General features: G+C 73.5%; 25 protein-coding genes and 1 tRNA gene. 8 read left to right on the top strand and 18 right to left on the bottom strand.

Annotated features, from left to right (window positions below; translation table 11 throughout):
• The first annotated feature begins 27 nt into the window (after positions 1–27).
• Entirely contained in the window at positions 28–738 is a 711-nt protein-coding gene (locus ACTMTB_RS08690) for a class I SAM-dependent methyltransferase (RefSeq protein WP_441143899.1), read from the top strand.
• A 131-nt stretch (positions 739–869) separates the two neighbouring features.
• Here ACTMTB_RS08690 and ACTMTB_RS08685 read toward each other — a convergent pair whose 3' ends face one another.
• From ACTMTB_RS08685 to ACTMTB_RS08675, 3 genes are all read right to left on the bottom strand, one after another.
• Complete coding sequence (locus tag ACTMTB_RS08685; RefSeq protein WP_441143897.1) at positions 870–1,403, bottom strand: YbhB/YbcL family Raf kinase inhibitor-like protein; 534 nt, start codon at positions 1,401–1,403, stop codon at positions 870–872.
• 126 nt (positions 1,404–1,529) lie between these two features.
• Positions 1,530–2,429 carry a 2-hydroxyacid dehydrogenase gene (locus ACTMTB_RS08680; protein ID WP_441143895.1) on the bottom strand — a complete coding sequence of 300 codons (900 nt, stop codon included), beginning with the start codon at positions 2,427–2,429 and terminating at the stop codon, positions 1,530–1,532.
• 95 nt (positions 2,430–2,524) lie between these two features.
• A tRNA-Ser gene (locus tag ACTMTB_RS08675) sits at positions 2,525–2,611 on the bottom strand.
• Between the two features lie 256 nt (positions 2,612–2,867).
• Between ACTMTB_RS08675 and ACTMTB_RS08670 the strand changes: the two genes are divergently transcribed.
• A complete protein-coding gene (locus ACTMTB_RS08670) occupies positions 2,868–3,845 on the top strand; it encodes an NAD(P)H-quinone oxidoreductase (protein WP_441143893.1) in 978 nt (325 codons plus the stop codon).
• Here ACTMTB_RS08670 and soxR read toward each other — a convergent pair.
• The gene (soxR, locus tag ACTMTB_RS08665) at positions 3,832–4,296 is read right to left on the bottom strand and encodes a redox-sensitive transcriptional activator SoxR (protein WP_441143891.1); all 465 of its coding nucleotides are present in this window, start codon (positions 4,294–4,296) and stop codon (positions 3,832–3,834) included. The genes ACTMTB_RS08670 and soxR overlap by 14 nt on opposite strands.
• A gap of 45 nt (positions 4,297–4,341) precedes the next feature.
• Between soxR and ACTMTB_RS08660 the strand changes: the two genes are divergently transcribed.
• Both ACTMTB_RS08660 and ACTMTB_RS08655 read left to right on the top strand, forming a co-directional pair.
• A complete protein-coding gene (locus tag ACTMTB_RS08660) occupies positions 4,342–5,043 on the top strand; it encodes a transketolase (RefSeq protein WP_441143889.1) in 702 nt (233 codons plus the stop codon).
• Between the two features lie 4 nt (positions 5,044–5,047).
• Entirely contained in the window at positions 5,048–5,941 is an 894-nt protein-coding gene (locus ACTMTB_RS08655) for a transketolase family protein (RefSeq protein WP_441143887.1), read from the top strand.
• On the opposite strand, the gene ACTMTB_RS08650 is transcribed toward ACTMTB_RS08655, so the two are convergent.
• Entirely contained in the window at positions 5,927–6,634 is a 708-nt protein-coding gene (locus ACTMTB_RS08650) for a glycosyltransferase family 2 protein (protein WP_441144039.1), read from the bottom strand. The genes ACTMTB_RS08655 and ACTMTB_RS08650 overlap by 15 nt on opposite strands.
• A gap of 123 nt (positions 6,635–6,757) precedes the next feature.
• Here ACTMTB_RS08650 and ACTMTB_RS08645 point away from each other — a divergent pair, with 123 nt between their 5' ends.
• The gene (locus ACTMTB_RS08645; RefSeq protein WP_441143886.1) at positions 6,758–9,064 is read left to right on the top strand and encodes a hypothetical protein; all 2,307 of its coding nucleotides are present in this window, start codon (positions 6,758–6,760) and stop codon (positions 9,062–9,064) included.
• A 265-nt stretch (positions 9,065–9,329) separates the two neighbouring features.
• Positions 9,330–10,928: a ricin-type beta-trefoil lectin domain protein gene (locus ACTMTB_RS08640; RefSeq protein WP_441143884.1), complete on the top strand. Its 1,599-nt coding sequence runs from the start codon at positions 9,330–9,332 to the stop codon at positions 10,926–10,928.
• A 53-nt stretch (positions 10,929–10,981) separates the two neighbouring features.
• Here the strand turns inward: ACTMTB_RS08640 and ACTMTB_RS08635 are convergent, their stop codons facing one another.
• The 8 genes from ACTMTB_RS08635 to ACTMTB_RS08600 form a co-directional block, all read right to left on the bottom strand.
• The gene (locus tag ACTMTB_RS08635; protein WP_280839028.1) at positions 10,982–11,584 is read right to left on the bottom strand and encodes a hypothetical protein; all 603 of its coding nucleotides are present in this window, start codon (positions 11,582–11,584) and stop codon (positions 10,982–10,984) included.
• A gap of 56 nt (positions 11,585–11,640) precedes the next feature.
• Positions 11,641–13,119: a sensor histidine kinase gene (locus ACTMTB_RS08630; RefSeq protein WP_441143882.1), complete on the bottom strand. Its 1,479-nt coding sequence runs from the start codon at positions 13,117–13,119 to the stop codon at positions 11,641–11,643.
• Positions 13,112–13,804 carry a response regulator gene (locus ACTMTB_RS08625; protein WP_441143880.1) on the bottom strand — a complete coding sequence of 231 codons (693 nt, stop codon included), beginning with the start codon at positions 13,802–13,804 and terminating at the stop codon, positions 13,112–13,114. The genes ACTMTB_RS08630 and ACTMTB_RS08625 overlap by 8 nt, the downstream gene beginning before the upstream one ends.
• Positions 13,805–13,872: 68 nt before the next feature.
• On the bottom strand, positions 13,873–14,385 hold the full coding sequence (locus tag ACTMTB_RS08620) for a hypothetical protein (RefSeq protein ID WP_154941210.1): 513 nt from the start codon (positions 14,383–14,385) through the stop codon (positions 13,873–13,875).
• A gap of 121 nt (positions 14,386–14,506) precedes the next feature.
• Positions 14,507–15,439, bottom strand: a complete 933-nt coding sequence (locus ACTMTB_RS08615) for a DUF1906 domain-containing protein (protein WP_441143878.1) — start codon at positions 15,437–15,439, stop codon at positions 14,507–14,509.
• Between the two features lie 47 nt (positions 15,440–15,486).
• The gene (locus ACTMTB_RS08610; RefSeq protein WP_441143876.1) at positions 15,487–16,362 is read right to left on the bottom strand and encodes a DUF1906 domain-containing protein; all 876 of its coding nucleotides are present in this window, start codon (positions 16,360–16,362) and stop codon (positions 15,487–15,489) included.
• A gap of 166 nt (positions 16,363–16,528) precedes the next feature.
• On the bottom strand, positions 16,529–17,527 hold the full coding sequence (locus tag ACTMTB_RS08605) for a phosphotransferase family protein (RefSeq protein ID WP_441143874.1): 999 nt from the start codon (positions 17,525–17,527) through the stop codon (positions 16,529–16,531).
• A gap of 82 nt (positions 17,528–17,609) precedes the next feature.
• Positions 17,610–18,782 carry a thiolase family protein gene (locus ACTMTB_RS08600; RefSeq protein WP_280839035.1) on the bottom strand — a complete coding sequence of 391 codons (1,173 nt, stop codon included), beginning with the start codon at positions 18,780–18,782 and terminating at the stop codon, positions 17,610–17,612.
• Positions 18,783–18,883: 101 nt separating this feature from the next.
• Between ACTMTB_RS08600 and ACTMTB_RS08595 the strand changes: the two genes are divergently transcribed.
• Positions 18,884–19,321 carry a PH domain-containing protein gene (locus tag ACTMTB_RS08595; protein WP_441143872.1) on the top strand — a complete coding sequence of 146 codons (438 nt, stop codon included), beginning with the start codon at positions 18,884–18,886 and terminating at the stop codon, positions 19,319–19,321.
• A gap of 34 nt (positions 19,322–19,355) precedes the next feature.
• On the opposite strand, the gene ACTMTB_RS08590 is transcribed toward ACTMTB_RS08595, so the two are convergent.
• Positions 19,356–20,297, bottom strand: coding sequence for a rhomboid family intramembrane serine protease (locus ACTMTB_RS08590; protein WP_441143870.1), 942 nt, complete (start codon positions 20,295–20,297; stop codon positions 19,356–19,358).
• A gap of 27 nt (positions 20,298–20,324) precedes the next feature.
• On the bottom strand, positions 20,325–20,855 hold the full coding sequence (locus ACTMTB_RS08585) for a peptidylprolyl isomerase (RefSeq protein WP_280839038.1): 531 nt from the start codon (positions 20,853–20,855) through the stop codon (positions 20,325–20,327).
• Between the two features lie 84 nt (positions 20,856–20,939).
• Here ACTMTB_RS08585 and ACTMTB_RS08580 point away from each other — a divergent pair, with 84 nt between their 5' ends.
• Positions 20,940–21,737, top strand: coding sequence for a hypothetical protein (locus ACTMTB_RS08580; protein WP_441143868.1), 798 nt, complete (start codon positions 20,940–20,942; stop codon positions 21,735–21,737).
• 104 nt (positions 21,738–21,841) lie between these two features.
• On the opposite strand, the gene corA is transcribed toward ACTMTB_RS08580, so the two are convergent.
• The 3 genes from corA to ACTMTB_RS08565 all read right to left on the bottom strand — a co-directional run bounded on the left by corA (position 21,842) and on the right by ACTMTB_RS08565 (position 25,038).
• Complete coding sequence (gene corA, locus ACTMTB_RS08575; RefSeq protein WP_280839040.1) at positions 21,842–22,990, bottom strand: magnesium/cobalt transporter CorA; 1,149 nt, start codon at positions 22,988–22,990, stop codon at positions 21,842–21,844.
• 397 nt (positions 22,991–23,387) lie between these two features.
• Complete coding sequence (locus ACTMTB_RS08570) at positions 23,388–24,482, bottom strand: aminotransferase-like domain-containing protein (protein ID WP_357615023.1); 1,095 nt, start codon at positions 24,480–24,482, stop codon at positions 23,388–23,390.
• Between the two features lie 166 nt (positions 24,483–24,648).
• Entirely contained in the window at positions 24,649–25,038 is a 390-nt protein-coding gene (locus ACTMTB_RS08565; RefSeq protein ID WP_280839042.1) for a CBS domain-containing protein, read from the bottom strand.
• Positions 25,039–25,068 lie beyond the last annotated feature (30 nt).

Raw genomic sequence — 25,068 nt, 5'->3', positions numbered from 1 at the left:
TCGAGTCATATCGTGAGGAATCGACGCATGGCAGAAATCACTGGGGATCAGCGCGTCCAGTCCGAGGTCCTGGAGGGCCTCGCGACGGCGGTCAACCACCGGAGCTGGTTCGTCGAGCTGGCCGTGCCCCACCTCGGCGACAACCCCATCGAGATCGGCAGCGGCCTCGGCGACTACGCGCTCGAGTGGTCGCAGCACGTCCCCCGCTTCACCGCCACCGAGGCCGACCCGGACCGGCTGGTCCAGCTCAAGGAGCGGCTGGTCAACGAGCCCACCATCGAGGTACGGCAGATGCTGCTGCCGCACCCCGAGCGCGGCGACTACAGCGCGGCCGTCTCGTACAACGTGCTGGAGCACATCGAGGACCACGTCGGCGCGCTGCGCAGCATGCGCGACCTGGTCCGGCCCGGCGGCGCGGTGATCATCATCGTGCCGGCCTTCCAGTTCGCGATGAGCCCCGCCGACATCGCCACCGGGCACGTGCGCCGCTACACGAAGAAGACCCTGGCGGCGGCCATGACCGAGGCGGGGCTGACGGTCGAGACCATCCACTACGCCAACGCGCTCGGCCTGATCGGGTACTTCATGGCCACCAAGGTCTTCCGGCTGATGCCGAAGGAGGGCCCGATGGTCAAGGTCTACGACACCCTGGTACTGCCGGCGACCAAGGCCGCCGAGCAGCGGATCCGGCCCCCGTTCGGCCAGTCCGTGTTCGCCGTCGCCCGCGTCCCTGACTGACCCGTCCCGCCGGACGCCGTCCGGCCTCGTGGGGGTCGGCTCGCCGGCCGGGACCGCGGACGGTGGTGGCCTCCCACGGTCAGGGGGAGGCCACCAGGTCCGGTTTCAGGCGCGCGCACGGCCCGCGCGGGTCACTCCTTGATCTGGTACGTCGGGCGGATGACCGCCCGGGCCAGGGTGTGGAAGGCCAGGTTGAAGCCGACGTAGGCGGGGCTGGCGGTGGGGCCGACGTCGAGGCGCTCGACGTCCAGCGCGTGCACCGCGAAGACGTACCGGTGCGGCCGGTCCCCGGGCGGCGGGGCGGCGCCGCCGTAGCCGGTGTCGCCGTAGTCGTTGCGGACGCTGAACGCGCCGCCGAGGTCGGCCTCCTTCGCCCCGGTGGGCAGCTCGGTCACCGACGCCGGCAGGTTCGCCAGCACCCAGTGCCAGAAGCCGCTGCCGGTCGGGGCGTCCGGGTCGAAGCAGGTCACCACGAAGCTCTTCGTCTCGGCCGGGAAGTCCGACCAGGCCAGGTGCGGGGAGACGTTCTCGCCGCCGGCGCTGCCGTGCGCGTACCGCGCGTCCATCGGCTCGCCGTTGTGCACGTCGTCACTGGTCAGGTTGAACGACGAGACGGTCGGCAGCAGCTCGTACGGGTCCGGGGCGATCGGTCGTTCCAGGGTCATCGGGGGTCCTTCCGGTGCGCGTGATGTCCTCCGCCCTTCTTACCCCGCCGCCGCGTCCGAACGAACCGAAAGCCACGCCACGTCCAGATCGCACCCACCCTGCGACACGAAGTGCGGCACACGGAGTTACGGCCCGACAACCACATTCGCGAGCGGCTCGCCCGCCGCGTACCGCCGGACCTGGTCGACCAGCAGCCGGCGGGCCCGGGGCGCCAACGCGGCGGTCAGGCCGCCGACGTGCGGGCTGATCAGGACGTTCGGTGCGGACCACAGCGGGTGGTCGGCGGGCAGCGGCTCGGGTTCGGTGACGTCCAGGGCAGCGTGCAGCCGGCCCGCGCCGAGCTCGGCGAGCAGCGCCTCGGTGTCCACCACCCGCCCCCGTGACACGTTCACCAGCAGGGCACCGTCGGCCATCCTGGCGAGGAAATCCTTGCTCACCAGGCCCTCGGTCTCCGGGGTCAGCGGCGTGGCCAGGATGACGACATCCGCTCGTGGCAACAGCTCCGGAAGTTCGGAAACCGGCCGTACGCCGGGGCGGGCGTTCCGGGCCACCCGGCTGATGTCCACCTCGAACCCAGCGAGCCGGCGCTCGATCGCGGCGCCGATCGAGCCGTACCCGACGATCAGCACCCGGGCGTCAGCCAGCCCGGTCGACCAACCCGAGGCCCAGCGGCCCGCGCCCCCCGCCCGGACGAAGTCCGGCAGCCGGCGCCGGGCGGCAAGGGTGAGCGCCACGGCCAGCTCGGCGGTGGCCGCGTCGTGCACGCCCCGGCCGTTGGCCAGAGTCAGGCCGGGCCGCAGGTACGGCAGGACATGGTCGTAGCCGGCGGTCACGGTCTGCACCACTTTGAGCCGGGGCATCCGGGCGATCGGCTCGCAGAAGCGCGGATCAACAACCCCGTACGGAACCGCGTAGAACTCGACGTCGTCCAGCTTCTCGGGCACGGGTTGAGTGCCGTCGTACAGCGCGACGTCCAGATCGCCAAGCTCGGCCAATGCGTCGGGGTGAGAGATCAGGTAGCGCACGGCGACAATCATGCTCGATCGGGCCGAGCGGCCGCGCCCGCAGCCCCCTGACCGGCGTCTGCGCTGTTCAGGGGGGTTTCTGCTGTTCCGGCGGGCGGAGGGTGTGGGATTCGAACCCACGAGGACGTTGCCGCCCTACCGGTTTTCAAGACCAGCGCCATCGGCCACTAGGCGAACCCTCCCGGACCGTCACCCTCGGGTGTACGGCCGGTGCCTAGTCTGCCACGGACGCCGCACGCGGGAACGGGCCTCCCACCCCTATTGCGAGAATGCCCCGATGTGAGAGACACCGACGATCGTCCTGATCAGCGCGATCGCGGCGGCCGACCGCGTCCACAGTGGCTGGAGCTGGCCCGACAACCGTCCCGCTCGGCGCGGACGGTGGACGAGATCCGGGCCCGAGCGTCCGGCGAGGGGCGGATCGGGTAAGACTGGGCCATGCACGCGATCACGATTCCGGAACCCGGCGGACCCGAGGCACTCGTCTGGGCGGAGGTGCCCGACCCGGAGCCCGGCCCGGGTGAGGTGGTCGTCGACGTGCGGGCCAGCGCGGTGAACCGGGCCGACCTGCTGCAACGGCAGGGCCACTACCCGCCGCCGCCGGGCGCGCCCGCGTACCCGGGGCTGGAGTGCTCGGGGGTGGTCGGCGCGGTCGGTCCGGGCGTGACCGGGTGGGAGGTCGGCCAGGAGGTCTGCGCGCTGCTGGCCGGCGGCGGGTACGCGGAGCGGGTGGCGGTGCCGGCCGGGCAACTGCTGCCGGTGCCGGCCGGGGTGGACCTGGTCGACGCGGCGGCGCTGCCGGAGGTGGCCTGCACGGTCTGGTCGAACGTGGTGCGGCTGGCCCGGCTCGGCAAGGGCGAGACGCTGCTGGTGCACGGCGGTGGCAGCGGGATCGGCACCTTCGCCGTCCAGCTCGGGGTGGCGCTCGGCGCGACCGTGGCGGTGACCGCCCGCGCGGCCAAGCACGACCGGCTGCGGGAGCTGGGCGCCGCGCACACGATCGACTACCGGGAGCAGGACTTCGTGGCGGAGCTTCGCCGGGCCACCGACGGCCGCGGCGCGGACGTCATTCTCGACATCATGGGCGCCTCCTACCTGGGCCGGAACGTGGCGGCGCTGGCCGACGGCGGTCGGCTGGTGGTGATCGGCATGCAGGGCGGCCGCAAGGCCGAGCTGGACCTGGGTGCGCTGCTGGCCAAGCGGGCCTCGGTGGCCGCGACCGCGCTACGCTCCCGCCCGCTGGACGACAAGGCGGAGATCGTGCGGGGCGTCCGCGAGCAGGTCTGGCCGCTGGTGGAGGCCGGCAGGATCCGGCCGATCGTGGACCGGCGGCTGCCGATGACCGAGGCGGCGCAGGCGCACCGGCTGGTCGAGTCGAGCGACCACGTGGGCAAGGTGCTGCTCACGGCGCCGTGACGGCACCACTCCCCGGTCGCGGCAGCACCAGCCGGGCGCCCGGCCCCTCGCCCGCGAGCGAGTCGCCCGGGTTGTAGAGGCTGCAGCGCTGCAACGACAGGCAGCCGCAGCCGATGCAGCCGTCCAGGTCGTCGCGGAGCTTGCCGAGCAGCCGGATCTTCTCGTCCAACCGCTCCCGCCAGACCCGGGACAGGGCGGCCCAGTCGTCGGGGGTGGGGTTACGGGAGGCGGGCAGCGAGTCGAGCGCCTCGCGGATCTCCTCCAGCGAGATGCCGACCTGCTGGGCGATCCGGACGAACGCCACCCGGCGCAGCTCGGTGCGCGGGTACCGGCGCTGGTTGCCGCCGGTGCGTTCGGCGCGGATCAGGCCGAGCCGTTCGTAGTAGCGCAGCGCGGACGGGGCCACGCCGCTGCGGGTGGAGAGCTGCCCGATGGTGAGTGATTCGTGCATCAGTCGCCTTGAGTTGAAGTTGACTTCAACTTGCAGGCTAGCCGCATGACCACCACGACCGCCACCGCCCCACCCGTACCGGGCCCGGTCGCCGCACCGCTGGAGCGGCTGCGCGCCGGCCGCGAGTTCGGCCCCAACGTGTACTCGACCGTCGACGTGCTCTGGGTGCTGTACGACCGGATCCTGCGGATCACCCCGCAGACCGTGGACGACCCGGATCGGGACCGCTTCCTGCTCTCCAAGGGGCACGCCGTCGCCGGCTACTACGCGGTGCTCGCCGCGAAGGGCTTCGTCCCGGCCGACTGGCTGGACGACCAGGGCGGCCCGGACAGCCGCCTCGGCGACCACCCGGACCGGCTGCTGGTGCCCGGCGTGGAGATCGGTTCCGGCTCACTCGGCCACGGCCTCGGGCTGGGCGTGGGCACCGCGCTGGGGCTGCGCGCCCAGGGTCGCACCGATCCCCGGGTGTACGTCCTGCTCGGCGACGCCGAGCTGGACGAGGGTTCCAACCACGAGGCGATCGCGTACGCCGGGGCGACCGGGCTGGCCAACCTGACCGCGATCGTGCTGGACAACCGCTCCGCCAGCCACGGCTGGCCGGGCGGGGTGGCCAGCCGGTTCACCGTCAACGGCTGGACCGCCGCCACCGTCGACGGACGCGACCACGACGCCCTGCACGCCGCCCTCACCGGGCACGAGAAGCACCGGCCGCACCTCGTCGTCGCGGTCGTCGAGAACGGGGAGTGAGAGCATGCGGGAGACCTTCGTCGCCAGCGCGACCGAACTGCTGGCGGATCCGCGTACCACCATCGTGCTGGCGGACATCTCGGCCGCCGCGTTCGCCCCGGCCGCCCGCCGGTACCCCGACCGGGTGCTCAACGTCGGGATCCGGGAACAGTTGATGGTGGGGGTGGCCGGCGGGCTGGCGCTGACCGGGCAACGCCCGATCGTGCACAGCTACGCCCCGTTCCTCGTCGAGCGGGCCTACGAGCAGATCAAACTGGACCTCGACCACCAGGGGGTGGGCGCGGTGCTGGTCAGCGTCGGGGCGTCGTACGACCGGGCGGCGGCGGGCCGGACGCACCTCAGCCCGGCGGACGTCAGCCTGCTCGACACGCTGAACGGCTGGACCGTGCACGTGCCCGGCCACCCGGACGAGGTGCCGGGGCTGCTGCGCGACGTGGTGTGCGGGCAGGACTCGGCGTACCTGCGGCTGTCGACGCAGCGCAACAGCCGCCCGTACGGCGGGGACGGTGCGCTGCGGGTGCTGCGGGACGCCGGGCCCGGCGCCGCGCTGCTGGTGGCCGTCGGGCCGGTGCTGGACGCGGCGCTCGCGGCGGTGGCCGACCTGCCGGTGACGGTGGCCTACACCCACCGGCCGCGGCCGTTCGACACCGCCGGCCTGCGGGAGCTGGCCGGCACGGAGGTGATCCTGGTCGAGCCCTACCTAGCCGGCACCTCGGCCCGGGTGGTGTCGGAGGCACTGGCCGACCGCCCGCACCGGCTGCTCAGCCTCGGCGTGGCCCGGTCGGACCTGCGGCGCTACGGCACGGCGGAGGACCACACCCGCTGGCACGGGCTGGACGCCGACGGTCTGCGCCGGTCGGTCGACGGTTTCCTGCGGACGGCGTCAGCGCGGGGCTGAGCCGGCGGGACGGCGGCGGGTGCGCTCCCGGCCGAGGATCCAGAGCGCCTCGACGCCGTCCTTCCAGGTGATCTTCTTGCCCTCCTCGCGACCGCGCGCCCGATAGCTGATCGGCACCTCGTACGGGCGGATGCGGCGGCGCAGCAGCTTGCCGGTCACCTCCGCCTCCATCCCGAAGCCGCGGGACCGGACGTCGAGGGAGCGGTAGAGCTCGACCGGCATCAGCTTGAAGCAGGTCTCCAGGTCGCCGATGTAGGAGTTGAACAGCACGTTGGCGGCCATCGTGACGCCCTTGTTGCCCATCACGTACCAGAAGCTGTAGGCGCTGTGGCTGCCGAAGGTGCGATTGCCGTAGACCACCGTGGCACGGCCGTCGAGCACCGGGTCGAGCAGGCGCGGGATGTCCTGCGGGTCGTACTCCAGGTCGGCGTCGAGGATGACCATGTACTCACCCTCGGCGCTGTCCACGGCCGTCCTGATGGCCGCGCCCTTGCCCGCGTTGCGCTGGTGGGTGATGACCCGCAGCCGGGCGTCGTCGGCCCGGCCGAGGATCTCACCGGTGCCGTCCCGGCTGCCGTCGTCGACCACGACCAGCTCGATCTCGCACGGGTAATCGACCGCCAATGCCTGCTTGAGGGCATCCGCGATGCGTTCTTCCTCGTTGTAGACCGGCATGAGGATCGAGAGCTTCACGGGGATCTCCACGGTGGCGACAGTAAGTCGGCCCTAGCCTAGCCTGGCTGCTCAGCGCCAGGGAGGCCGCCACCACGGCCAGGGGGCACCCACCCTTCAGGAGCATGGTGTTAACTTCCGCCCATGTCGGCAGCCGGCTGGATGGTCGTAGTGGCGCCCGTCGCCGCGTTCGTGGTGCTCACCTCGGTGCTGTGGAGCCGCCGCCCGGACGCGGTCGCCCCGCTGCGCCTGGCCGTGGTCCGCGCCGCGCTGCTGACCGGCGTCTTCGCCGTACTCACCGTGGAACTGCTGGGCGCGCTGCGCGCGCTGACCCTGCCGGCCGTCGCCGTGGCCTGGCTGCTCTTCCTCGCTGCCACCGTGGCGGCGGCCCGCCCGTGGCAGCGTCGCGCGGCCGTGGCGTCCGCCGCGGTGGCGCCCGCCACCCGGGCCGGGACGCTCGTCGGGGCGGCGACCGGCGCCCCGGCGTCCGGCGCCGGCCCGGCCGCCACGCCCGACTCCCCCGCCGGCCCGCCCGACGCTGTCCCGCCCCCGGCGTCCGTGCCGGGCGGCCTGGCGTCGGCCCTGGCCGGCGTCCGGGCCCGGCTGGCCCACTTCCGGGGTACGGCGAGCCGGGGCGAGCGGCTGCTGGCCGGCACGGTCGGCGGGCTGGTGCTGGTGGAGCTGCTCGTCGCGCTGCTGGCCGAGCCCAACAACTTCGACTCGCAGACCTACCACCTGCCCAAGGTGGAGCACTGGGTCGCCCAGGGCAGCCTGGACTTCTGGCCCACCGCGATCCACCGGCAGGTGACCATTCCGCCGGGCGCGGAGTACCTGCTGCTGCACCTGCGCCTGCTGACCGGCGGTGACGCGCTGCACAACCTGGTGCAGTGGGCCGCCGCGCTGGGCTGCCTGGTGGTGGCGACCCGGGTCGTCGCGCAGCTCGGCGGCGGACGGCGGGCCCAGCTGCTCACCGCGTTCCTGCTGGCCACCACGCCGATGGTGGCGCTCCAGGCGACCAGCACCCAGACCGACCTGGTGGCCGCCGCCTGGGCCGGCTGCGCCGGGACGCTGGCGCTGGACGGACTGCGCCGGCGCGCGGACGTCGGGAGCCTGCTGGCGCTCGGCGCGGCCACCGGCCTGACCGCGCTGACCAAGACCAGCGGCCTGCTCGCGGTCGGACCGCTGCTGGTGCTCTGGGGAGTCGCCCAGCTCCGGCTGGCGTTCCGCCCGGCGTCGACGGAGGTGGTTCCAGTCTCGGAGACCGGCGGCGCGGGCTCGGCGTCGACCAGCCCGGTGCCGGCGGGCTCGGGCTTGGCGGGCTCGACGCCGACGGGCTCGGCGTCGGCCGGTTCGGGGTCTGCCGGGGAGGGGCGTGGCGGCGCCGGGGTGGTGCGGACGGTCGCCGGATCGCTGCTGGTGCTGTTGGTGGCCGCGGCGGTGGTGGGCCCGTTCCTGGCCCGGGTGACCGTCGAGTTCGGTCACCCGCTCGGCCCGCCCCGGCTCCGCGAGTCCATCCCGATGGAACGGCACGACCCGGCGTCGATCCTGGTCAACGCGCTGCGGATTGGTCACACCGCGTTCGACACCCCGCTCGCGCCGCTGCGCGCCGGCACGGCCGGGGCGATCGCGGACGGCTCGCGGGCGATCGGCGTCGACCCGCAGGACCGCGCGATCACCTTCGGCCGGGAGGTGTTCCCGGTGCCGGCCTGGTACCCGGACGAGGACCGGGTGGCGTTCCCGCTGGCCGGCACGCTGGCGCTGCTGGGGGCGCTGTTCGCGCTGGCCCGGCCGGCCCGGATCAGCCCGACCGGGCCGGCGGCCCTGCGGGCGTACGCGGTCGCGGTGGTGGTGGCCGTCGGGCTGCACACCGCGACGATCAAGTGGCAGCCCTGGGGAAACCGGCTGCTGCTCTACGCGCTGGTGGCCGCCGTGCCGCTGGCCGGGCTCTGGCTGGACGCGCTGCTGCGGCACCGGCTCGACTCCGGGCGGCGGTCGGTCGCGGCCGGGCTGGTGGTGAGCATGCTGGCCGCCTCCGCGCTGGCCGGCGTGCTGGCCCTGTCGTACGGCTTCCCGCGCCGGTTGGTCGGCGCCGGCTCGGTCTTCACCACCTCCGAGTGGGACACCCGCTTCCTGCGCCGGCCGCAGTGGGCCGAGGAGTTCCGCTGGGCCGCGGCGGCGGTACGGGCGAGCGACGCCCGCCGGATCGGCCTGGTGCAGCAGAACGACAACTGGGAGTACCCCTGGTGGCTGCTGCTCCGCGACGTGGAGGGCCGCTCGCCGGAGCTGGTGGCGTTGCAGTCGGTGCTGCCGGAGCGGCCGCCGGCCGACCCGGCCTCGGTGGACGCGATCGTCTGCACCGGCAGCCGTACGGCGTGCGCCAAGCTGGTGCCGGCGGGCTGGACGCTGGAGTTCCGCGACTACGTCGGCTACGCCCGGCCGCCCGGCCGCTGACCGCCCCACCCCACCCGACCGCCCCGCCCACCGCCGCGCCGCCCGACCACGTCCGCCGGCGCGCTTTGCGGCGGGTCGCGGTGTCCGACGGCCGGGACACCGCGACACGCCGCAAGTCGTGGCGGAGGCGAGTGGTCCGGCGGTCGGGGACGCGCCGCGCAGATGGCGGAAACCTTTCCGAGACATATTCACATCCATGCATCGCCCACGTTACCGTCCGGTAACTCGATCGACATCCCGCGATCGAGCCGAAAGGAGTGCGTCGATGCTTGGCACCCCCACCAGGCGCGCACCGGGGATCCGACGGTGGGCACTCGCCGTCGTCTCCGCCGCCGCCCTCGTCCTGCCCCTGCTCCTCGGGCCGGCCTCCCCCGCAGCCGCCGCCGACCGCCCGACCGTCCAGCCACTCCCGACGAACCTCGAAGCGATCCGCGCCGCCGAGGCCACCGCGCTCTACGGCGCACCGGAGATCCGGCCGCTGGAGCAACGCCGCACCGCCCTGGTCACCATGGGCGACAGCGAGATCTCCGGCGAGGGGGTCGGCAACTACGTGCCCGGCACCCACCAGAACGGCAACTGGTGCGACCGCTCGTACGACCAGGCGGTGTTCCGCACCGGCATAGCCGCCGACGAGAAGTACAACATCGCCTGCTCCGGCGCCACCCCGTGGAACCTGATCCGGGGCGGGCCCACCCAGCACAACGAGCTCAACCAGGGTGACTACCTGGCCATCAAGGCGCGCAACACGCACGTCAGGTTGATCTGGGTGGTGGTCGGCGCGAACGGCGACGGCACCATCCAGTTCGGTCCGGTGGCCACCGACTGCACCATCCGCCGGGTCTTCTTCCAGGGCCCCTGCTACCCGACCTACACCGACCAGTGGACCATCCGCACCGACGGCAGCCGGCGGGCCGTCGAGGACGCGCTCACCGACATCCGGCGGACCATGACCGACGCCGGCTACCTGGGGTCGGACTACGAGCTGGTGCTGATGTCGTACCCGAGCCCGGGCAGCCCGGACGTGGAGGACAACCCCAACTTCCCCGGCTGGTACGCGGGCGGCTGCCTGCTCTACCTGGCCGACGCCGCGTTCGCGCGGAACAAGGCGGTGCCGCTGTTCGAGTCGGCGCTGCGGGCGGCGGCCACCAACACCGGCACCCGCTACCTCGACGCCAGCCGGCTCTTCCACGGCCACGAGGTCTGCACCGACAACACCTCGGTCCGCGGCCTCTACATCGAGGTGGGGATCTGGGACGAGAACGCCGCCCGGCAGTCGTTCCACCCCAACATCCGCGGGCACGGCATGTTCGCCCAGTGCATCACCCAGTTCTGGAACGCAGGCCTCCAGCGGGCCACCTGCGTCGACCCGGCCAGCACCGGCACCGGCCTGCTCCAGCCCGGGCTGCTGGAGTTCAAGCAGTTGCGCAACGCCGCCACCGGCACCTGCGTGGACGGCAGGGGATACGACTCACGCAACGGCACCGTCCAGCAGTCGTACGGCTGCCACGGTGGCCGTAACCAGGGCTTCTGGTACGACCCGGCCCGCCGGTCGCTGCACTCGGAGCTGTCGCACGACCGCTGCCTCGACGTGGCGGGCGGCTCCCTGACCGCCGGCACGGCAATCAACATTTACGACTGTCACGGTGGTGCCAACCAGAAGTTCGTCTTCGCCGGCAACCAGCTCAAGCCGGCCGGCGCGACCAACCTCTGCGTGGCGTTCGACAACCCGTGGCTGGGCACCCCACGGCTGCGGCTGGCCGGCTGCTCCACCAGCAGCCGGCAGCAGTGGTCCTTCGAGTCCCGGTCGTTCGCCAACCCGGTCGGGTACGGGCACGACGACTTCATCGGGTCCCGGGTCTACTGACCGCGCGGAGCCGGCGCGGTGGTCCGCGCCGGCTCCGTCCCGGGTCGCCCGAACTACTGCTGCTTGAACGGCACCACGATCAGGCGGGCGACGGTGGCGTCGCCGTCCTTGGCGCCGGCCACCCCGATCCTCGTGCCGACCTTGACGTCGCTCGACTGGATCGTCGTTCGCCGCTCGATCACCCGGAGCTTGTCGCCGAACGTCCAGGTCAGGGTGAAGCCGTCGGTGGACTTGACGGTCACCGAGTCACCGTCGACCGCGGTGACCTCACCGCGCTGCACCACGACCGTCTTGGTGCCGCCGTCCTTGGTCTGCACGACGGCCTCGCCGTGCAGGGTGTTCTTCCGCAGCAGCACCCGGGCCTGGCGACGCTTGCGCCACTCCTCGGCCCGCTCACCACGCTTGCCCTTCGGGCCGGCCTCCGCCTCGGCCGATCCGGAGGCCGACGGCGCGGGAGCGGCCACCAGCTCCAGCTCGGTCGGGTCGAAGCCCATGGCGGCGAGCGCCTGTCCCTCCACGCCCATCGCCGCGGCGACGTCGACCGCGGCCTGCTGGGCGGTACCGTCGGCGACCTGGGCCGGGCCGCAGCCGGTGAGGCCCAGCGCGACCGCCGCGAGCAGCGACGTGGTGGCGACGGCGAATCCCTGACGTGCCATGACACTCCCTCTCGTCCGTGGTGCTCTCAGCGTCGCGCGGCCCGATGGGCGCCGCGTCAGGCCGATGTTCGGGTCAGGTAAGGATGGGCGGGCAGCCGGACGGTGAACGCCGCCCCGCCCTCGGCGGCGTGCCCGGCGGCGATTTCGCCGCCCAGCCGGCGGACCAGGCCGGCGGCGAGCGCCAGCCCGAGTCCGCTGCCCACCTTGCGCACCCCCCGGTAGCGCTGGTGCAGCGCCCCGCGCTCGAAGGCCACCGCCAGGTCGTCGTCGGTGAAGCCGGGCCCGCCGTCGCGGACCTCCACCACCCCGCCGGCCGCCGGGTCCGTGCCCGCCGGCCGGACCGCGAGCACCACCGGCGCCCCCGGGGGTACGACCCGCAGCGCGTTCTCCAGCAGCCCGTCCACCACCTGCCGGATGCGTCCCGGATCGGTGTACGCGGGCACCGGCGTGTCCGGCGCCTCCAGCCGGAACGGCACGCCGACCGCCGCGCACCGGTCCGACCAGGTGCGCTCGGCGTCGGCGGCCAGCCGGGTGAGGTCGACCGGGACCGGTTCCAGCGGGAAGTCCGCCGCCTCCAGCCGGGCCAGCGCCAGCAGATCGCTGACCAGCCGGTCCAGGTGCTCCGCCTCGGCCAGCATGGTCCGCCCGGTGCCCGGCGCCTCGTCCGCGCCGATCACCCCGTCGGCCAGCGCCTCGGCCCAGCCCCGGATCGCGGTCAACGGGGTGCGCAGCTCGTGCGAGACGGAGAGCAGGAACTCCCGTTGCCGTCCCTCGCTGGTGGCCAGCGCGGCGGCCAGCCCGTTCAGCGCGTACGCCAGGTCGGCCACCTCGTCCGGCGGCTCCACCGGTACGCGTACCGCCCGGTCGCCGGCGCGCAGCCGGGCGGCGGCGTCGGCGGCGTGCCGGATCGGCCGGGCCAGCCGGCGGGCGAGGAGCAGTCCGGCGGCGACCCCGGCGGCGAGCCCGGCGAGCAGCGGCAGCCAGAGACTACGCAGCACTTCGCGCCAGGGGCCGCTGGTCGTGGCGCGGGTCAGCACCACGCCGTCCCCGTCGGGCAGGGCCCGCCCCTCCACCAGGGCGCGCCGGCCGTCGACCAGCCGGCGACCGGAGACGTCCTTGCCGGCGGAGATCCGGTTCACCACCTGCCTGGGCAGCCCGGGGCGGTCGACCGTGCCGGCGCGCACGACGTACACCTCGATCTCCTGCTGGCGGAGCTGGCGGATCAGCCGGTCGCCGGCGGCGTCCCGCTGCCGCACCGGGCGTACCCGCAGCACGTCGGCGGCGAGGCGGGCCTGCGCGGCGAGCGCCGCCTGGTCGCGGCGCTCCGCGCCGCGTACCGCGAGGGGGACCGCGACCAGGGCGGTGACCAGCACGGAGACCAGCGCCACCGCGCAGGTGACCAGGACCGCGCGGGCGGTGAGGGTGTCGGTGATCCGGCGACGCCGGGGCGCGGGGGCGGGCCGGGGCCCGAGCACCGGCAGCGCCACGGTGGGCTCGTGCGGCCGGTCGGGGCGCGGTCGGCCGGGGTCAGCCATCGGCCGCGTACCCGACGCCGCGGTGGGTGCGGATCACACTGGCCGCGCCGAGCTTGGCCCGAACCTGCGCCACGTGCACGTCGACGGTGCGGGTGCCGGCGTGCGCCGCGTACCCCCAGACCCCGGCCAGCAGTTCCTCCCGGGTGAAGACCCGGCCCGGTCGGGCCATCAGGTGGGCGAGCAGGTCGAACTCGGTGGAGGTGAGCTGGACCGGGGCGCCGCCGGCGGTGACCGTGCGGCGGGCCGGGTCGAGGGTGACCGCGCCGACCGTCCGGGCGCGCTCCACCCCCTCGGGCACGCCGGCCGTGCGGCGCAACACCGCGCGGACCCGGGCGACGAGTTCGCGGGGACTGAACGGCTTGGTGACGTAGTCGTCCGCGCCGAGTTCCAGCCCCACGATCCGGTCGACCTCGTCGTCGCGGGCGGTGAGGAAGATGACCGGCGTCCAGTCGCCGGCCTCGCGCAGCCGGCGGCAGATCTCCGTGCCGGCCAGGCCGGGCAGCGTGATGTCGAGTACGCAGGCCACCGGGCGCAGCCGGCGGGCGGCGGCCAGGCCGGCCGTGCCGTCCCGCTCCAGGTGCACGCCGAAGCCGTCCCGGACCAGGTAGAGCCGGACCAGGTCGGCGATGGCCGGCTCGTCCTCCACCACGAGGACGAGTCCGCGCTGCGGGGCGTCGACGGTCACCGGCCCATGATGACCGACGGGCGGTCACCGGCGACGTACGGCCGTGTTCGGGTCAGGTAAGGATGCGGTCAGCGGGCCGGTACGGGCCGCAGCGCCGGACCACCGGCGGTGGCGGGCGCCTCGCCGATGGTGGCGACGACCCGCTCCTTCGGCGTGCGCAGCCGGGTACGGAACGCGTGGTTGAGCAGCGTGTCGAGCTGCCACACCTGCTTCGGGTGCTGGGTGTGGATGACGAACCGCTCACGGACGCCGTCGATCGCGGTGGCGGCCAGGTCGACCGACTGGGAGCGCGGGTCCGGGCTCCAGGTGACGTTGCTCAGCTCGCGCAGCTCGGTGTTGAGGTGCAGGCGGAGCCGGTGCAGCACCCGGGTCTGCTGGGTGACCACCATCCGGCGGTGGGTGAGCAGGAGAAGGTATTCGCCGGCCACCGGCCGGTCGGGGCGACCGCACCGGGCGACCAGGATGGTGGCGTCGCCGGAGCCCACGCACTGCCGGAAGATCGGCATGTGCCGGCTCACGGTCTGGACCGCCAGGCCGGTCTCGGCGGCGGCCGGGAGGAACGTTCGGGAGAAGACGTCCATGACCTGCCCAACGAGCCGTGACCTGGGGTGATGTGGGTCACTGCCGACTTTTGGAAGTTCCACGACCCCCTGTCGCACCGCCTGTCCGTCATCGGAGCGACAGACGCGAGAGCGGCTCGGGTCAGCGGGTCGAGCGGGTCATACGGAACGGACCGAACCCGGCGGCGCGGGAACTGGGCCGGGTCGGCGTCACCGTCGCCGACCGGTAGCGGGTCATCGGCACCTCGAGGTCGAGGTAGTTGCTGTCGATGTTGAGCCGGACGCCGCCCCAGGTCTCGTGGTGGTCGCCCTGGTACTGCTTCATCCGCCGCTTCGGCACCCAGTAGTTCGCCGGGATGGCCGGGTCCGACGTCGTCTGCACGCCGTCCCAGTTGGCGAAGTCCACCACGTCCGGTCGGATGTGACCGGGCTGGGAGTAGGCGCCGACGTGGTCCTGGAGACCGGCGGACCGGGTATTGGTGTAGAGGCCGGACAGGTAGCCGTGGTCGTGCAGGCGGGCGGTCCACGCGCTGGTGAACTTCAGGACCGCGGTCGAGCAGGCGGCGTCGCCCGAGGGGTAGCGCTCCATGTCCAGGATGATCGTGCTCTGCACCGGGAGGCCGAGGCCCCGGGCCCTGGTCACGGCGTCGTCGGCCGCCGCCCGCCCCTGCGCCGCTGCCTGCGCCGGGTCGATCTTCCGCTGGTACGTCGAGCACGGTGCCTGGAGGCCGACGTAGAGCGGGAAGAACCGCCAGCCCTTGGCCTGCTGGTTGGCCACCCACTCCCGGGTGAGGTTGGCCTGCGCGCAGCCCCGGTTGACCCCGCCGATGTAGATCCCGATCGCCCGGTACGGCGACTGCAGCCAGGCCGTCATCTGGGCGCCGGTGGGCGCGGCGCAGGTGTCGAAGCCCAGCCCGGTGAAGGTGCCCGGGTGCGGCCCGGTGTAGCCGGCGGCCCGAGCCGGGCGGTCGGTGGCGGCGATCCCGGCGGTGGCGAGGAGCATCCCGGCCACGGCGGCGGTCAGCAGCCGGTGGGCGGCCCGCCGCAGACCCGACGGAGCGGAGGTGATCGTCACGGGTTCCCCGTTCTGGTGAGGGTCGTCGGACGCTGGGAGGGCTCGGGTCAGCGGGTCGGCCTCACCACACCGGACCGGTACCGCGTCGGCGGCAGCTCCAGGTCGAGGTAGTTGCTGTCGATGTTGATCGTGACGCCGCCCCACGTCTCGTCGTGGTCGCCCTGGTACTGCTTCATCCGCCGCTTCACCCAGTACGTCGCCGGGATGGTGGGGTGGGACACCGTCTTCACGCCGTCCCAGTTGGCGAAGTCCAGCAGGTCGGGAGACACGTGTCCCGGCTTCCCGTAGGCGGCCACGTGGTCCTGGAGACCGCCCCCGCCGCTGCTGGTGTAGAGACCGGAGAGGTAGCCGTGGTCGTGCAGGCGGGCGCTCCACGCGCTGCTGAACGAGAGCACCGCGGCCGAGCAGGCGGCGTCGCCCGCGTTGTAGTACTCGATGTCCAGGATGATGGTGCTCTGCAGGACGATGCCGAGGTTGCGGGCGTTCGTCGCCGCGTCGTCGGCCGCCGCCCGACCCTGGGCCGCCGCCTGCGCCGGGTCGATCCGCCGCAGGTAGGTCGTGCAGGGCGCCTGGAGGCCGACGTAGAGCGGGAAGAGCCGCCAACCCTTCGCCTGCTGGCTCGCCACCCACTCCCGGGTCAGGTTGGGCTGGGTGCAGCCCCGGTTGACCCCGCCGATGTAGACGCCGACCGCCCGGTACGGCGACTGCAGCCAGGCGGTCATCTGCGCGTCCGACGGCGCGGTGCAGGCGTCGAAGCCCAGCCCGGTGAAGGTGCCCGGGTGCGGTCCGGTGTAGCCGGCGGCCTGCGCCGGCTCGCTCGGTGCGGCGACCGCCGCGGTCGCGAGAAGCATCCCGGCCACGGCGGCGGTGAGCATCCGGCGGGCGGCACGGCGTAGGCCCGTCGGAGCGGAGGTGATCGTCACGGATTCCCCGTTCTGGTGAAGGTCGTCGGACGGCGGAGCGGGCGTGGACACGCGCTCAACACCGACCGGGGGGAATCCTGCCTGGCCCACGGCGTGCTGTCCACCCCGTCGGCGTCCATTCCGGAGCCTGCCGGGATATCAGTCCCGCGCGCCGGGCAGCGGACGGTCAGACCGGCAGCGGCGCGAAGAGCTCCCCGAGCCAACCGGGCACCGCCTCGGCGTACTCGGCGCGGGCCGGGTCGGGGGTGACCAGGGCGCGCTGCCAGGACAGCGCCCGGCTGACCGTGGTCACCCGCATCGCCAGCTCGGCGGCCTCGCGCAGCGCCGCCCGGTCGTACCGGTCGGTCCACGCCTCCAGGTACGCGTCCCGCAGCCGCAGCAGCGCCGGGTCGTCGGCGGACAGTTCGCCGGCGTACGCCACGGAGCGCAGCGTCACCAGCAGCGTGCCGAAGGGGTGGGCGACGGAGGCGTCCCCCCAGTCGAAGAAGCGGTACCCGTCGGCGGCGACGAAGACGTTGCCGTCGTGCAGGTCGTCGTGCTGGATGCTCGCCGGCACCCCGAAGTCCGCCAGCCGCCCGCAGAGCGCCCCGAACTCCCCCCGGTACGCCCGCAGCCGCTGGTGCAGTTCCGGGTCCATCCCGTTCTCCGCGCCGAGCAGCAGCGCCTCCTCGTCGTCCAGCAGCACCTCGAACCGTTCCGGCAGCCCCGCCGGCCGGTGGTCGGGCACCCCGAGGGCGAGCAGCCGCTGCGCGTGCGGCGCGACGGTGAGCTGGAGCGCCGCGTACCCGGGCAGCAGCCGCTCCCAGCGGGACAGGTCCGGCGCGGCGGCGAGCGTGTCCCGCAGGCTCGGGCCGCCGTCGGGCAGCAGGGACCAGCCGCGCCCGGTGTCCACGGCGATCGGGTGGAGCACCCGGTCCGGGGTCAGCCGGGCCAGCTCGGCCACGAGCCCCGCCTCGTGCCGGGTGCCCGGGTTGTTGGCCTTGAACCAGACGTCCCCGCTGTCGGTGGGCACCCGCCAGACCAGCGACCAGGGCCGCATCCGGGGTTCGACGGGCCCGGTCACCCGACGACCGCTCCGGTCGAGCCGGTCGGCCACCCACTCCAGGACGGTCGCCTGCCAGTGCGGGTCGGCCCAGTCGGTCCGCGGCGTCGAGGTCTCGGTCACGCCGCGAAATCTAGGCCGTCGCCGGTGGCGGAGTCACGCGTATTCCGCCCGCCCCGGCGAGGACCCGTCGTGGTCGTGGCCGTCAGAGCAGCTCGACGATGGTGGCGTTGGCCATGCCGCCGCCCTCGCACATGGTCTGCAGGCCGTACCGGATGCCGTTGTCGCGCATGTGCTGGAGCATGGTGGTCATGATCCGGGCGCCGCTGGCACCGAGCGGGTGACCGAGGGCGATCGCGCCACCGCGCGGGTTGAGCCGGTCCGGGTCCGCCTCGGTCTCGGCCAGCCAGGCCAGCGGCACCGGGGCGAACGCCTCGTTCACCTCGTACACCCCGATCTCCTCGATGCCCAGCCCCGCGCGGCGCAGCGCCTTCGCGGTGGCCGGGATCGGCGCGGTGAGCATGGTGACCGGGTCGTCGGCGGCGACCACGGCGGTGTGGATGCGGGCCAGCGGTCGCAGGCCGTGCCGGCTGGCCCACTCGCTGGTGGTGACGGCGAGCGCGGCCGCGCCGTCGGAGATCTGCGACGCGGACCCGGCGGTGACCACGCCGTCGGCGCGGAACGGGGTCTTCAGCTCGCCGAGCTTCTCCAGTGAGGTGTCCCGGCGGATGCCCTCGTCGGCGGCGAACTTGCCGCCGTCGGCGAGCGCCACCGGGGCCAGCTCGGGGTCGAACGCGCCGGCGTCCTGCGCGGCGGCCGCCTTCTCGTGGCTGGCCAGCGCGAACTCGTCGAGCTGGGTACGGGAGAAGCGCCAGCGCGCGGCGATCAGCTCGGCGCCCACGCCCTGGTTGAACGGCAGCGGCTCGTCGGCGGCGAAGCCCTCGACACCCCGGTAGCGGTCGCGGAGCTGGTCGCTGAAGGGCATCCCGCCGGCGACGCTGGAGCCCATCGGCACCCGGGTCATCGACTCGACGCCACCGGCGACCACCAGGTCGGCCTGGCCGGAGGCGACCGCCGCGGCGGCGAAGTGCAGCGCCTGCTGGCTGGACCCGCACTGCCGGTCCACGGTGGTGCCGGGGACCGACTCGGGCCAGCCGGCGGCGAGCACGCCGTTGCGGGCGATGTTCCAGGACTGCTCGCCGACCTGGGACACGCAGCCCCAGACCACGTCGTCGACCTGGCCGGGCTCGATGCCGGTGCGCTCGGCGAGGGCGCGCAGCACGTGCGCCGAGAGGTCGACCGGATGCACGGCGGACAGGCTGCCCTTGCGCCGCCCCACCGGGGTGCGTACCGCGCCGACAATGACTGCGTCACTCATATCTACTCCCCGGTAACCTGGCTGCCGTCGATACTACGTCCTCCGGGAGCCGGTGTCGTCCGCCCCCGACAGTGGCCCCGTCCGGCTGGCATGCTGGACCCGTGCAACCTCCATCGTCCCCGTCCCACCAGTGGCGGGTGCCGCCGGCCCTGCCGGTGGTGAAGCTGGTCGGCGCGGTGCTGCTGGTCGCGCTCGGCCTGCTGCTCGCCGACGGTGACCGGGTCCAGGCCGTGCTGACCGTCGCGGTCGCCGCCGGCCTGGTCGGCTGGGCGCTGCGCGACCTGCTCGCCCCGGTCCGCCTCGCCGCCGACCCGGCCGGGGTCACCGTCATCCACGGGTACGCCGGCCGGCGGCACCTGCCCTGGCCGGCCGTCGAGGCGATCACGGTGGACCGGCGGTCCCGGCTCGGGCTGTCCACCGAGACCCTGGAGATCGACGCCGGGGAGTCGCTGCACATCTTCGGCCGGTACGACCTCGGCGCCCCGCCCGACGAGGTGGCCGAGACGCTCCGGTCGGTCCGGGCCGCCGCTCGCCACTGAGCAGCGGCTCAGCCGACGAGCATCGGGCAGCGGCTCAGCCGGTCAGCATCGCGGTGCGGACGATCACCAGGCCGAGCAGCGCCACCAGGACGACCGCCGTGCCGCCGGCCTGGAAGACCGATCGGCGCATGCGCGGCGCGTACGCCAGCACCCATCCCATCGCCGCGCCGGTGACCAGGCCGCCGATGTGGCCCGGGATGGAGATGTTCGGCACGGTGAAGGTGAAGATCAGGTTGATCACCAGGACCGGCACGATCGCCGAGGTGTCCCGGCCCAGCCGCCGCATGATCACGAAGACCGCGGCGAAGAGCCCGAAGATCGCGGTGGACGCGCCGGCCGACGCCGCGTTCGGTTCGCTGAACAGGTAGGCCGCGACGTTGCCGCCGAGGCCGGCGACCAGGTAGAGCCCGAGGAAGCGCAGCGGCCCGAGCAGGGCCTCCAGGTCCCGGCCGAGCACCCAGAGCGCCCACATGTTCAGCAGCAGGTGCACCAGGCCGTAGTGCAGGAACATCGCGGTGACCAGGCGGTACCACTCGCCGGTGGCGACGCCCTCCACCGGGAACTGCGGCGGCCACTGCGCGAGCACCGCGCCCCACTGGGTCAGCGGGGTGCCGCCACCGAGCAGCCCGCCCAGGCCGGAGCCGCCGACCATCGAGTCGCCGCCCCGGTCGCTGAGGATCGACAGCACCATGGCCAGCACGTTCAACGCGATCAGGGTGCGGGTGACGAGGCCGCGGCGGCCGGCGGCACCGCCACCGAAGGCGGTACGCGCCGGCCGCACGCTGCGGCGTCCCTCGTTCACGCACTCCGGGCACTGGTGGCCGACGGAGGCCTCCCGCATGCACTCCGGACAGATCGGCCGGTCGCAGCGGGTGCAGCGGACGTACGTCTCCCGGTCGGAGTGGCGGTAGCAGACCGGAGTGGTCGGCACCGGCCCGCCGGTGGCGTCGCCGGCCGGCCCGGGGCGATCAGTCATGCGTGCAAAGGTACCTCGCCAGGGCGATCAGGCCGGGGTGCGCTCGATCTCGACCCGCTCGATCACGACGTCCTGCAGCGGCCGGTCGCTCGGGCCGGTCGGGGTGTTCGCGATCGCGTCCACGACCTTCGCCGACTGCTCGTCGGCGACCTGGCCGAAGATGGTGTGCCGGTTGTTCAGGTGCGGGGTCGGCGACACCGTGATGAAGAACTGCGAGCCGTTGGTGCCCGGCCCGGCGTTCGCCATCGCCAGCAGGTACGGCCGGTCGAAGCGCAGCTCCGGGTGGAACTCGTCGCCGAACTTGTAGCCCGGGCCACCACGGCCGGTGCCGGTCGGGTCGCCCATCTGGACCATGAAGCCGCTGATCACCCGGTGCGAGATGGTGCCGTCGTAGTACGGCCCGCTGCCCGGCTGACCCGTGCGCGGGTCGGTGTATTCCTTGTTGCCCTCCGCCAGGTCGACGAAGTTGCGGACGGTCTTCGGAGCGTGGTTGGGGAAGAGCTCCAGCCGGATCGAGCCAGCGTTGGTGTGCAAGGTGGCGTAGACAGCCTCGGCCACGGGTACTCCTCACTCGTTGGTCAGTTCCATGCGGATCCTCCCATGTGCCCGATCTGGCAGTGCGGAGGCATCCGAAGGTGGAGGATGACGAAGGAACAACTCCCAGGAGGTGGGACCGTGTTTGGAATCGGGCGGCGCAAGACCCAGGGGCAGCTCGCGAAGGCTGAGCTGAACCAGGGCATCGGTCACCTGAGGCAGGCCGCCACGTACGCGGCGAAGGGTGCCGGCGCCACGGTCGGGCCGCGGGCCGTCATCGCGCGCGACCGGGCGTCCAGCGGTTTCGCGTCGACGGTCGCGGCGCTCGCGCCGCTGGCCCTGGCGGTCCGCAACGCCCAGGCGCAGACGGCGGGCAAGGCCCTCACCGGCCGGAAGGCCGCCGCCACGCAGCCGGCGATGAGCAGGAAGGCCAAGGCCAGGAACCTGAAGGCCGCGAAGAAGAAGCAGAAGAAGAGCGGGTCGATGATGACCGGCCTGCTGGCCGCCGGCGCGGTCGCCGGCGTGGCCGGCGCGATGGCCATGCGCCGCCGCCGCGAGCAGCAGGAGTGGGCGGAGTACGACCCGACGCAGGGCGTGGAGACCGTCCGCGACGAGGTGGACACCCTGGTCGTCGAGACCCCGTCGGCGAACGGAGGCAAGGTGACCGACTCGTCCACGATGTCCAGCGGCGCCGGCACGGCCGGTGGCCCCACCGGCGCGGGCAGCTCGGCGGTGGCCGGTGGCGACAGCGCCTCGACCACCACCCCCGGCACCCAGCCGGTGATCCACGCCAACGACAAGGTCCCCTCGGTCGCCGAGGGCGCCACGGACGTCTCCGGCCGGCCGGCGGACGACCTCAGCAAGGCGATCGGCAAGAACGGCGCGAAGTCCAGCAGCCGTCGCTGACCAGGCGGATCGCCGGCGGCGCGGGAGGCGACTCCCGCGCCGCCGGCGTGTCCGGGGTCGGTCGCGCGCCCGCCGGCCCGGACCGGCCGCCGTCGGCGTGCGGGTCAGAGCCAGCCGTTACGGCGGAACCAGCGATACAGCGCCAGCGAGATGGCGAGCATCAGGGCCAGCACGCCCGGATAGCCGTACGTCCACTTCAGCTCGGGCATGTTCTCGAAGTTCATCCCGTAGACCCCGGCGAACGCGGTCCAGACCGCGGCGATGGCGGCCCAGGCGGCGATCTTGCGCATGTCGTTGTTCTGGTCGACGGTGACCTGCGCCAGTCGCGCCTGGAGGATGGAGTTGAGCAGGTCGTCGTAGGAGTTGACCTGCTCGACGGTGCGGCTGAGGTGGTCCTGCACGTCCCGGAAGTAGCGCCGCACCTCCTGCGGCACCTCCCGGTTGACCTGCGCGGTGAGGGTCAGCAGCGGCCGCTGCAACGGGATCACCGCCCGCTTGAACTCCACCAGCTCCCGCTTCATCTGGTAGATCCGCTGGATCCGGCCGCTGCTCTGCCGGTCGAAGACGTCGGCCTCCAGCACGTCCAGGTCGTCCTCCAGCTGGTCGGCCACCTCCAGGTAGAGGTCCACCACCCGGTCGGTGACCGCGTACGCCACGGCCCACGGGCCGTGCAGCAGCAGGTCCCGCTTGGCCTCCAGGTCGGCGCGGACCGGGGCGAGCCGGCAGGCGTCGCCGTGCCGGACGCTGATCAGGAAGTTCGGCCCGATGAAGAGCATCACCTGGCCGGTCTCGACCACCTCGGAGTTCTCGGTCAGCTCCGCGTGCTCGCAGTAGCGGGCCGTGCGCAACACCAGGAAGGTGACCTCGCCGAAGCGCTCCAGCTTGGGGCGCTGCTGGGCCTTGACCGCGTCCTCGACCGCCAGCTCGTGCAGGCCGTACGTCTCCGCGATGGCGGTCATCTCGGCCAGCTCCGGCTCGTGCAGGCCGAGCCAGACGAAGGCGTTGCGCTCCCCGCGGGCCGCCTCCAGCGCGTCGGCGTAGTGCCACTGGCCGGGCTGGCGTTCCCCGTCGACGTAGAGGCCGCAGTCGACCACGCCGCTGCGCCCGGGCCCGGCCGGGGCCGGGATGCGGGGGGAACCGTCGGCGTTGAGGATGCGGGACATCGCCCGGACCGGCGCCGTCCAGGCCCGGGGGCTGAGCACCCGCCCGGTGTGCTGGTTCGTCGACCGCTCCCGCTGGACCCGGTCCGTCATGGCGTCCCCCTCCCCACGCTGCTGCGGCTTGCAGGCTACGCCTCCGCCGGCCGCGCTGCCCCGCGCCGGCCGGCCCGCCGGCGACTTCGTGATCACGCGGGTGTGCTGCCAATACGCCCCATCGGACGGAATCCGCCGCCACCGGCGCAAGATCACGAAGGGGTGGCGCCGGGTGGGCGCGCCGCGTTCAGGGGGGTGAGGGGGCGACGCGGCCCACCCGGCGCCGGTGGGGGCGGGGGGCGATGCTGGGCGGCGTCGCGCGTACGGGCGGCGCGACCGGTGACCCGGCCGCGCGTGGGCAGGTGAGCGACGCTCGCAGCATTGTGAGCCGCCGGCCGGCCCGAGGGGTGCCCCGGGCCGGCCGGCATCGCCAGATTGTCGGAAACCCGACAGATATTCAGCCCCGGACGGCGGCCACGGCCTCCGCCAGCCGGCGGACGCCCTCGTCGATCCGGTCCGCGGTGACGGCGGAAAAGGCCAGCCGGAGCGCGTGCTGCCCGCCATCGACCATGAAGTCGCTGCCCTTGACCACGGCGACGCCGCGCTCGGCGGCGGCCGGGGCGAGCCGGGCCACGTCCACGTCCGCCGGGAACTCCACCCAGAGGAAGTAGCCGCCGTCCGGCTCGACGAAGCTGGCCTCGGGGAGGTGCCGGCGCAGCGACTCGGCGAGCACCCGGGCCCGCTCGCCGAGGGCGGTCGACACGGTCTCGATCGACCGCTCGATCTCGCCCGAGACGCAGAACTGGTGCACGATCGCCTCGGAGACCATGCCGGGCGAGATGTAGAGGCTGGTCGCCTTCTTGGCGATGTCGGCGATCAGGTCCGCCGACCCGACCAGGTAGCCGACCCGGACGCCGGGGCAGACCGTCTTGGTGAAGCTGGAGGCGTGCACCACCACGTTGCGGGTGTCCAGCGAGAGCATCGACGGCAGCGCCTCGCCCCGGAAGCGGATGTCGGCGTACGGGTCGTCCTCGAAGATCGTGAACTCGTACTCGACGGCCAGGTCGAGCAGCTCGCGGCGCTTCTCCAGGGAGAGCGTCACGCCGGCCGGGTTCTGGTAGTTCGGGATGACGTGCGCCAGCCGGGGCCGTACCCCGGACTCCAGCAGCTTGCGCAGCTCGGCGGTGTCGAGGCCGTCCGGCTGGATCGAGACGCCGTGGATCTCGCCGCCCATCCGCTGGAGGTTGAGCAGGGTCCGGTCGTACGTGGGACGCTCCACGACCACCGCGTCACCGCGGCGGACCAGGTGGTCGAAGAGGAACGCGTCCGCCTGGAGCGAGCCGTTGGTGATCAGCACCTGATCCGCCTCGACGCCGTGCTTCTCGGCGATCCACTTCCGCAGGGGTGGGTACCCGACGGAGGTGCCGTACGCCGTGATTCCGGCGGGGTCGGCGTCGAAGGCACGGACGGCGGCTGCCTTGAGACCCTCGACATCGACGATGTCCAGCGAGGGAGCTCCACGGGCGAACGAGATCAGCTGCTCGGCGGTCATGCGCACGAGCCTAGGGCCTGTCCCGGCCGGTCCGACCGGCATACACGCCAAGTTCAACATGCGGGCAGATGATCGACCGACGGACGTGAGCGGGACTCTCGTCGACGGGGGAGTTCGGGCCGGTCAGGGGCCGCCGCGACAGGTGCGGACGACCCCCGGCCGGGACTCAACCCACGGTGAGCCGCTGCTGCGACCAGACCCGCATGAGGTCGCGCACGGAGATCACCCCGGCCACCTCCCGGCCGTCGAACACCACCAGGTGGCGGAAGCCGCCCCGGGCCATCGCCGCGGCCGCCTCCTCCACCGTCCAATCCAGACCGGCGTAGACGACGTCCCAGCTCACGTGCGCCCTGGTGCGTTCCACGTCGCAGTCCAGCCCGGCCCCGATCGCGTTGAGCACGTCCCGTTCCGTCATGATCCCGACCCCTTCGGAGTCGGGGTCGATCACCACCGCCGAGCCGACCCGGCGGGCCGACATCATCTGGGCGGCCTGCCGGAGCGTGTGCTCCGGACCCACCATGAGCACCTCGTTGGACATAGCTTCCCGAACCTGCATCACGCATCACCCCTTTGGGACGGCGGCACC

The organism is Micromonospora sp. L32, assembly GCF_052068055.1.
GTDB lineage: Bacteria > Actinomycetota > Actinomycetes > Mycobacteriales > Micromonosporaceae > Micromonospora > Micromonospora purpureochromogenes.
This window is presented reverse-complemented; position numbering and strand designations above follow the sequence as displayed.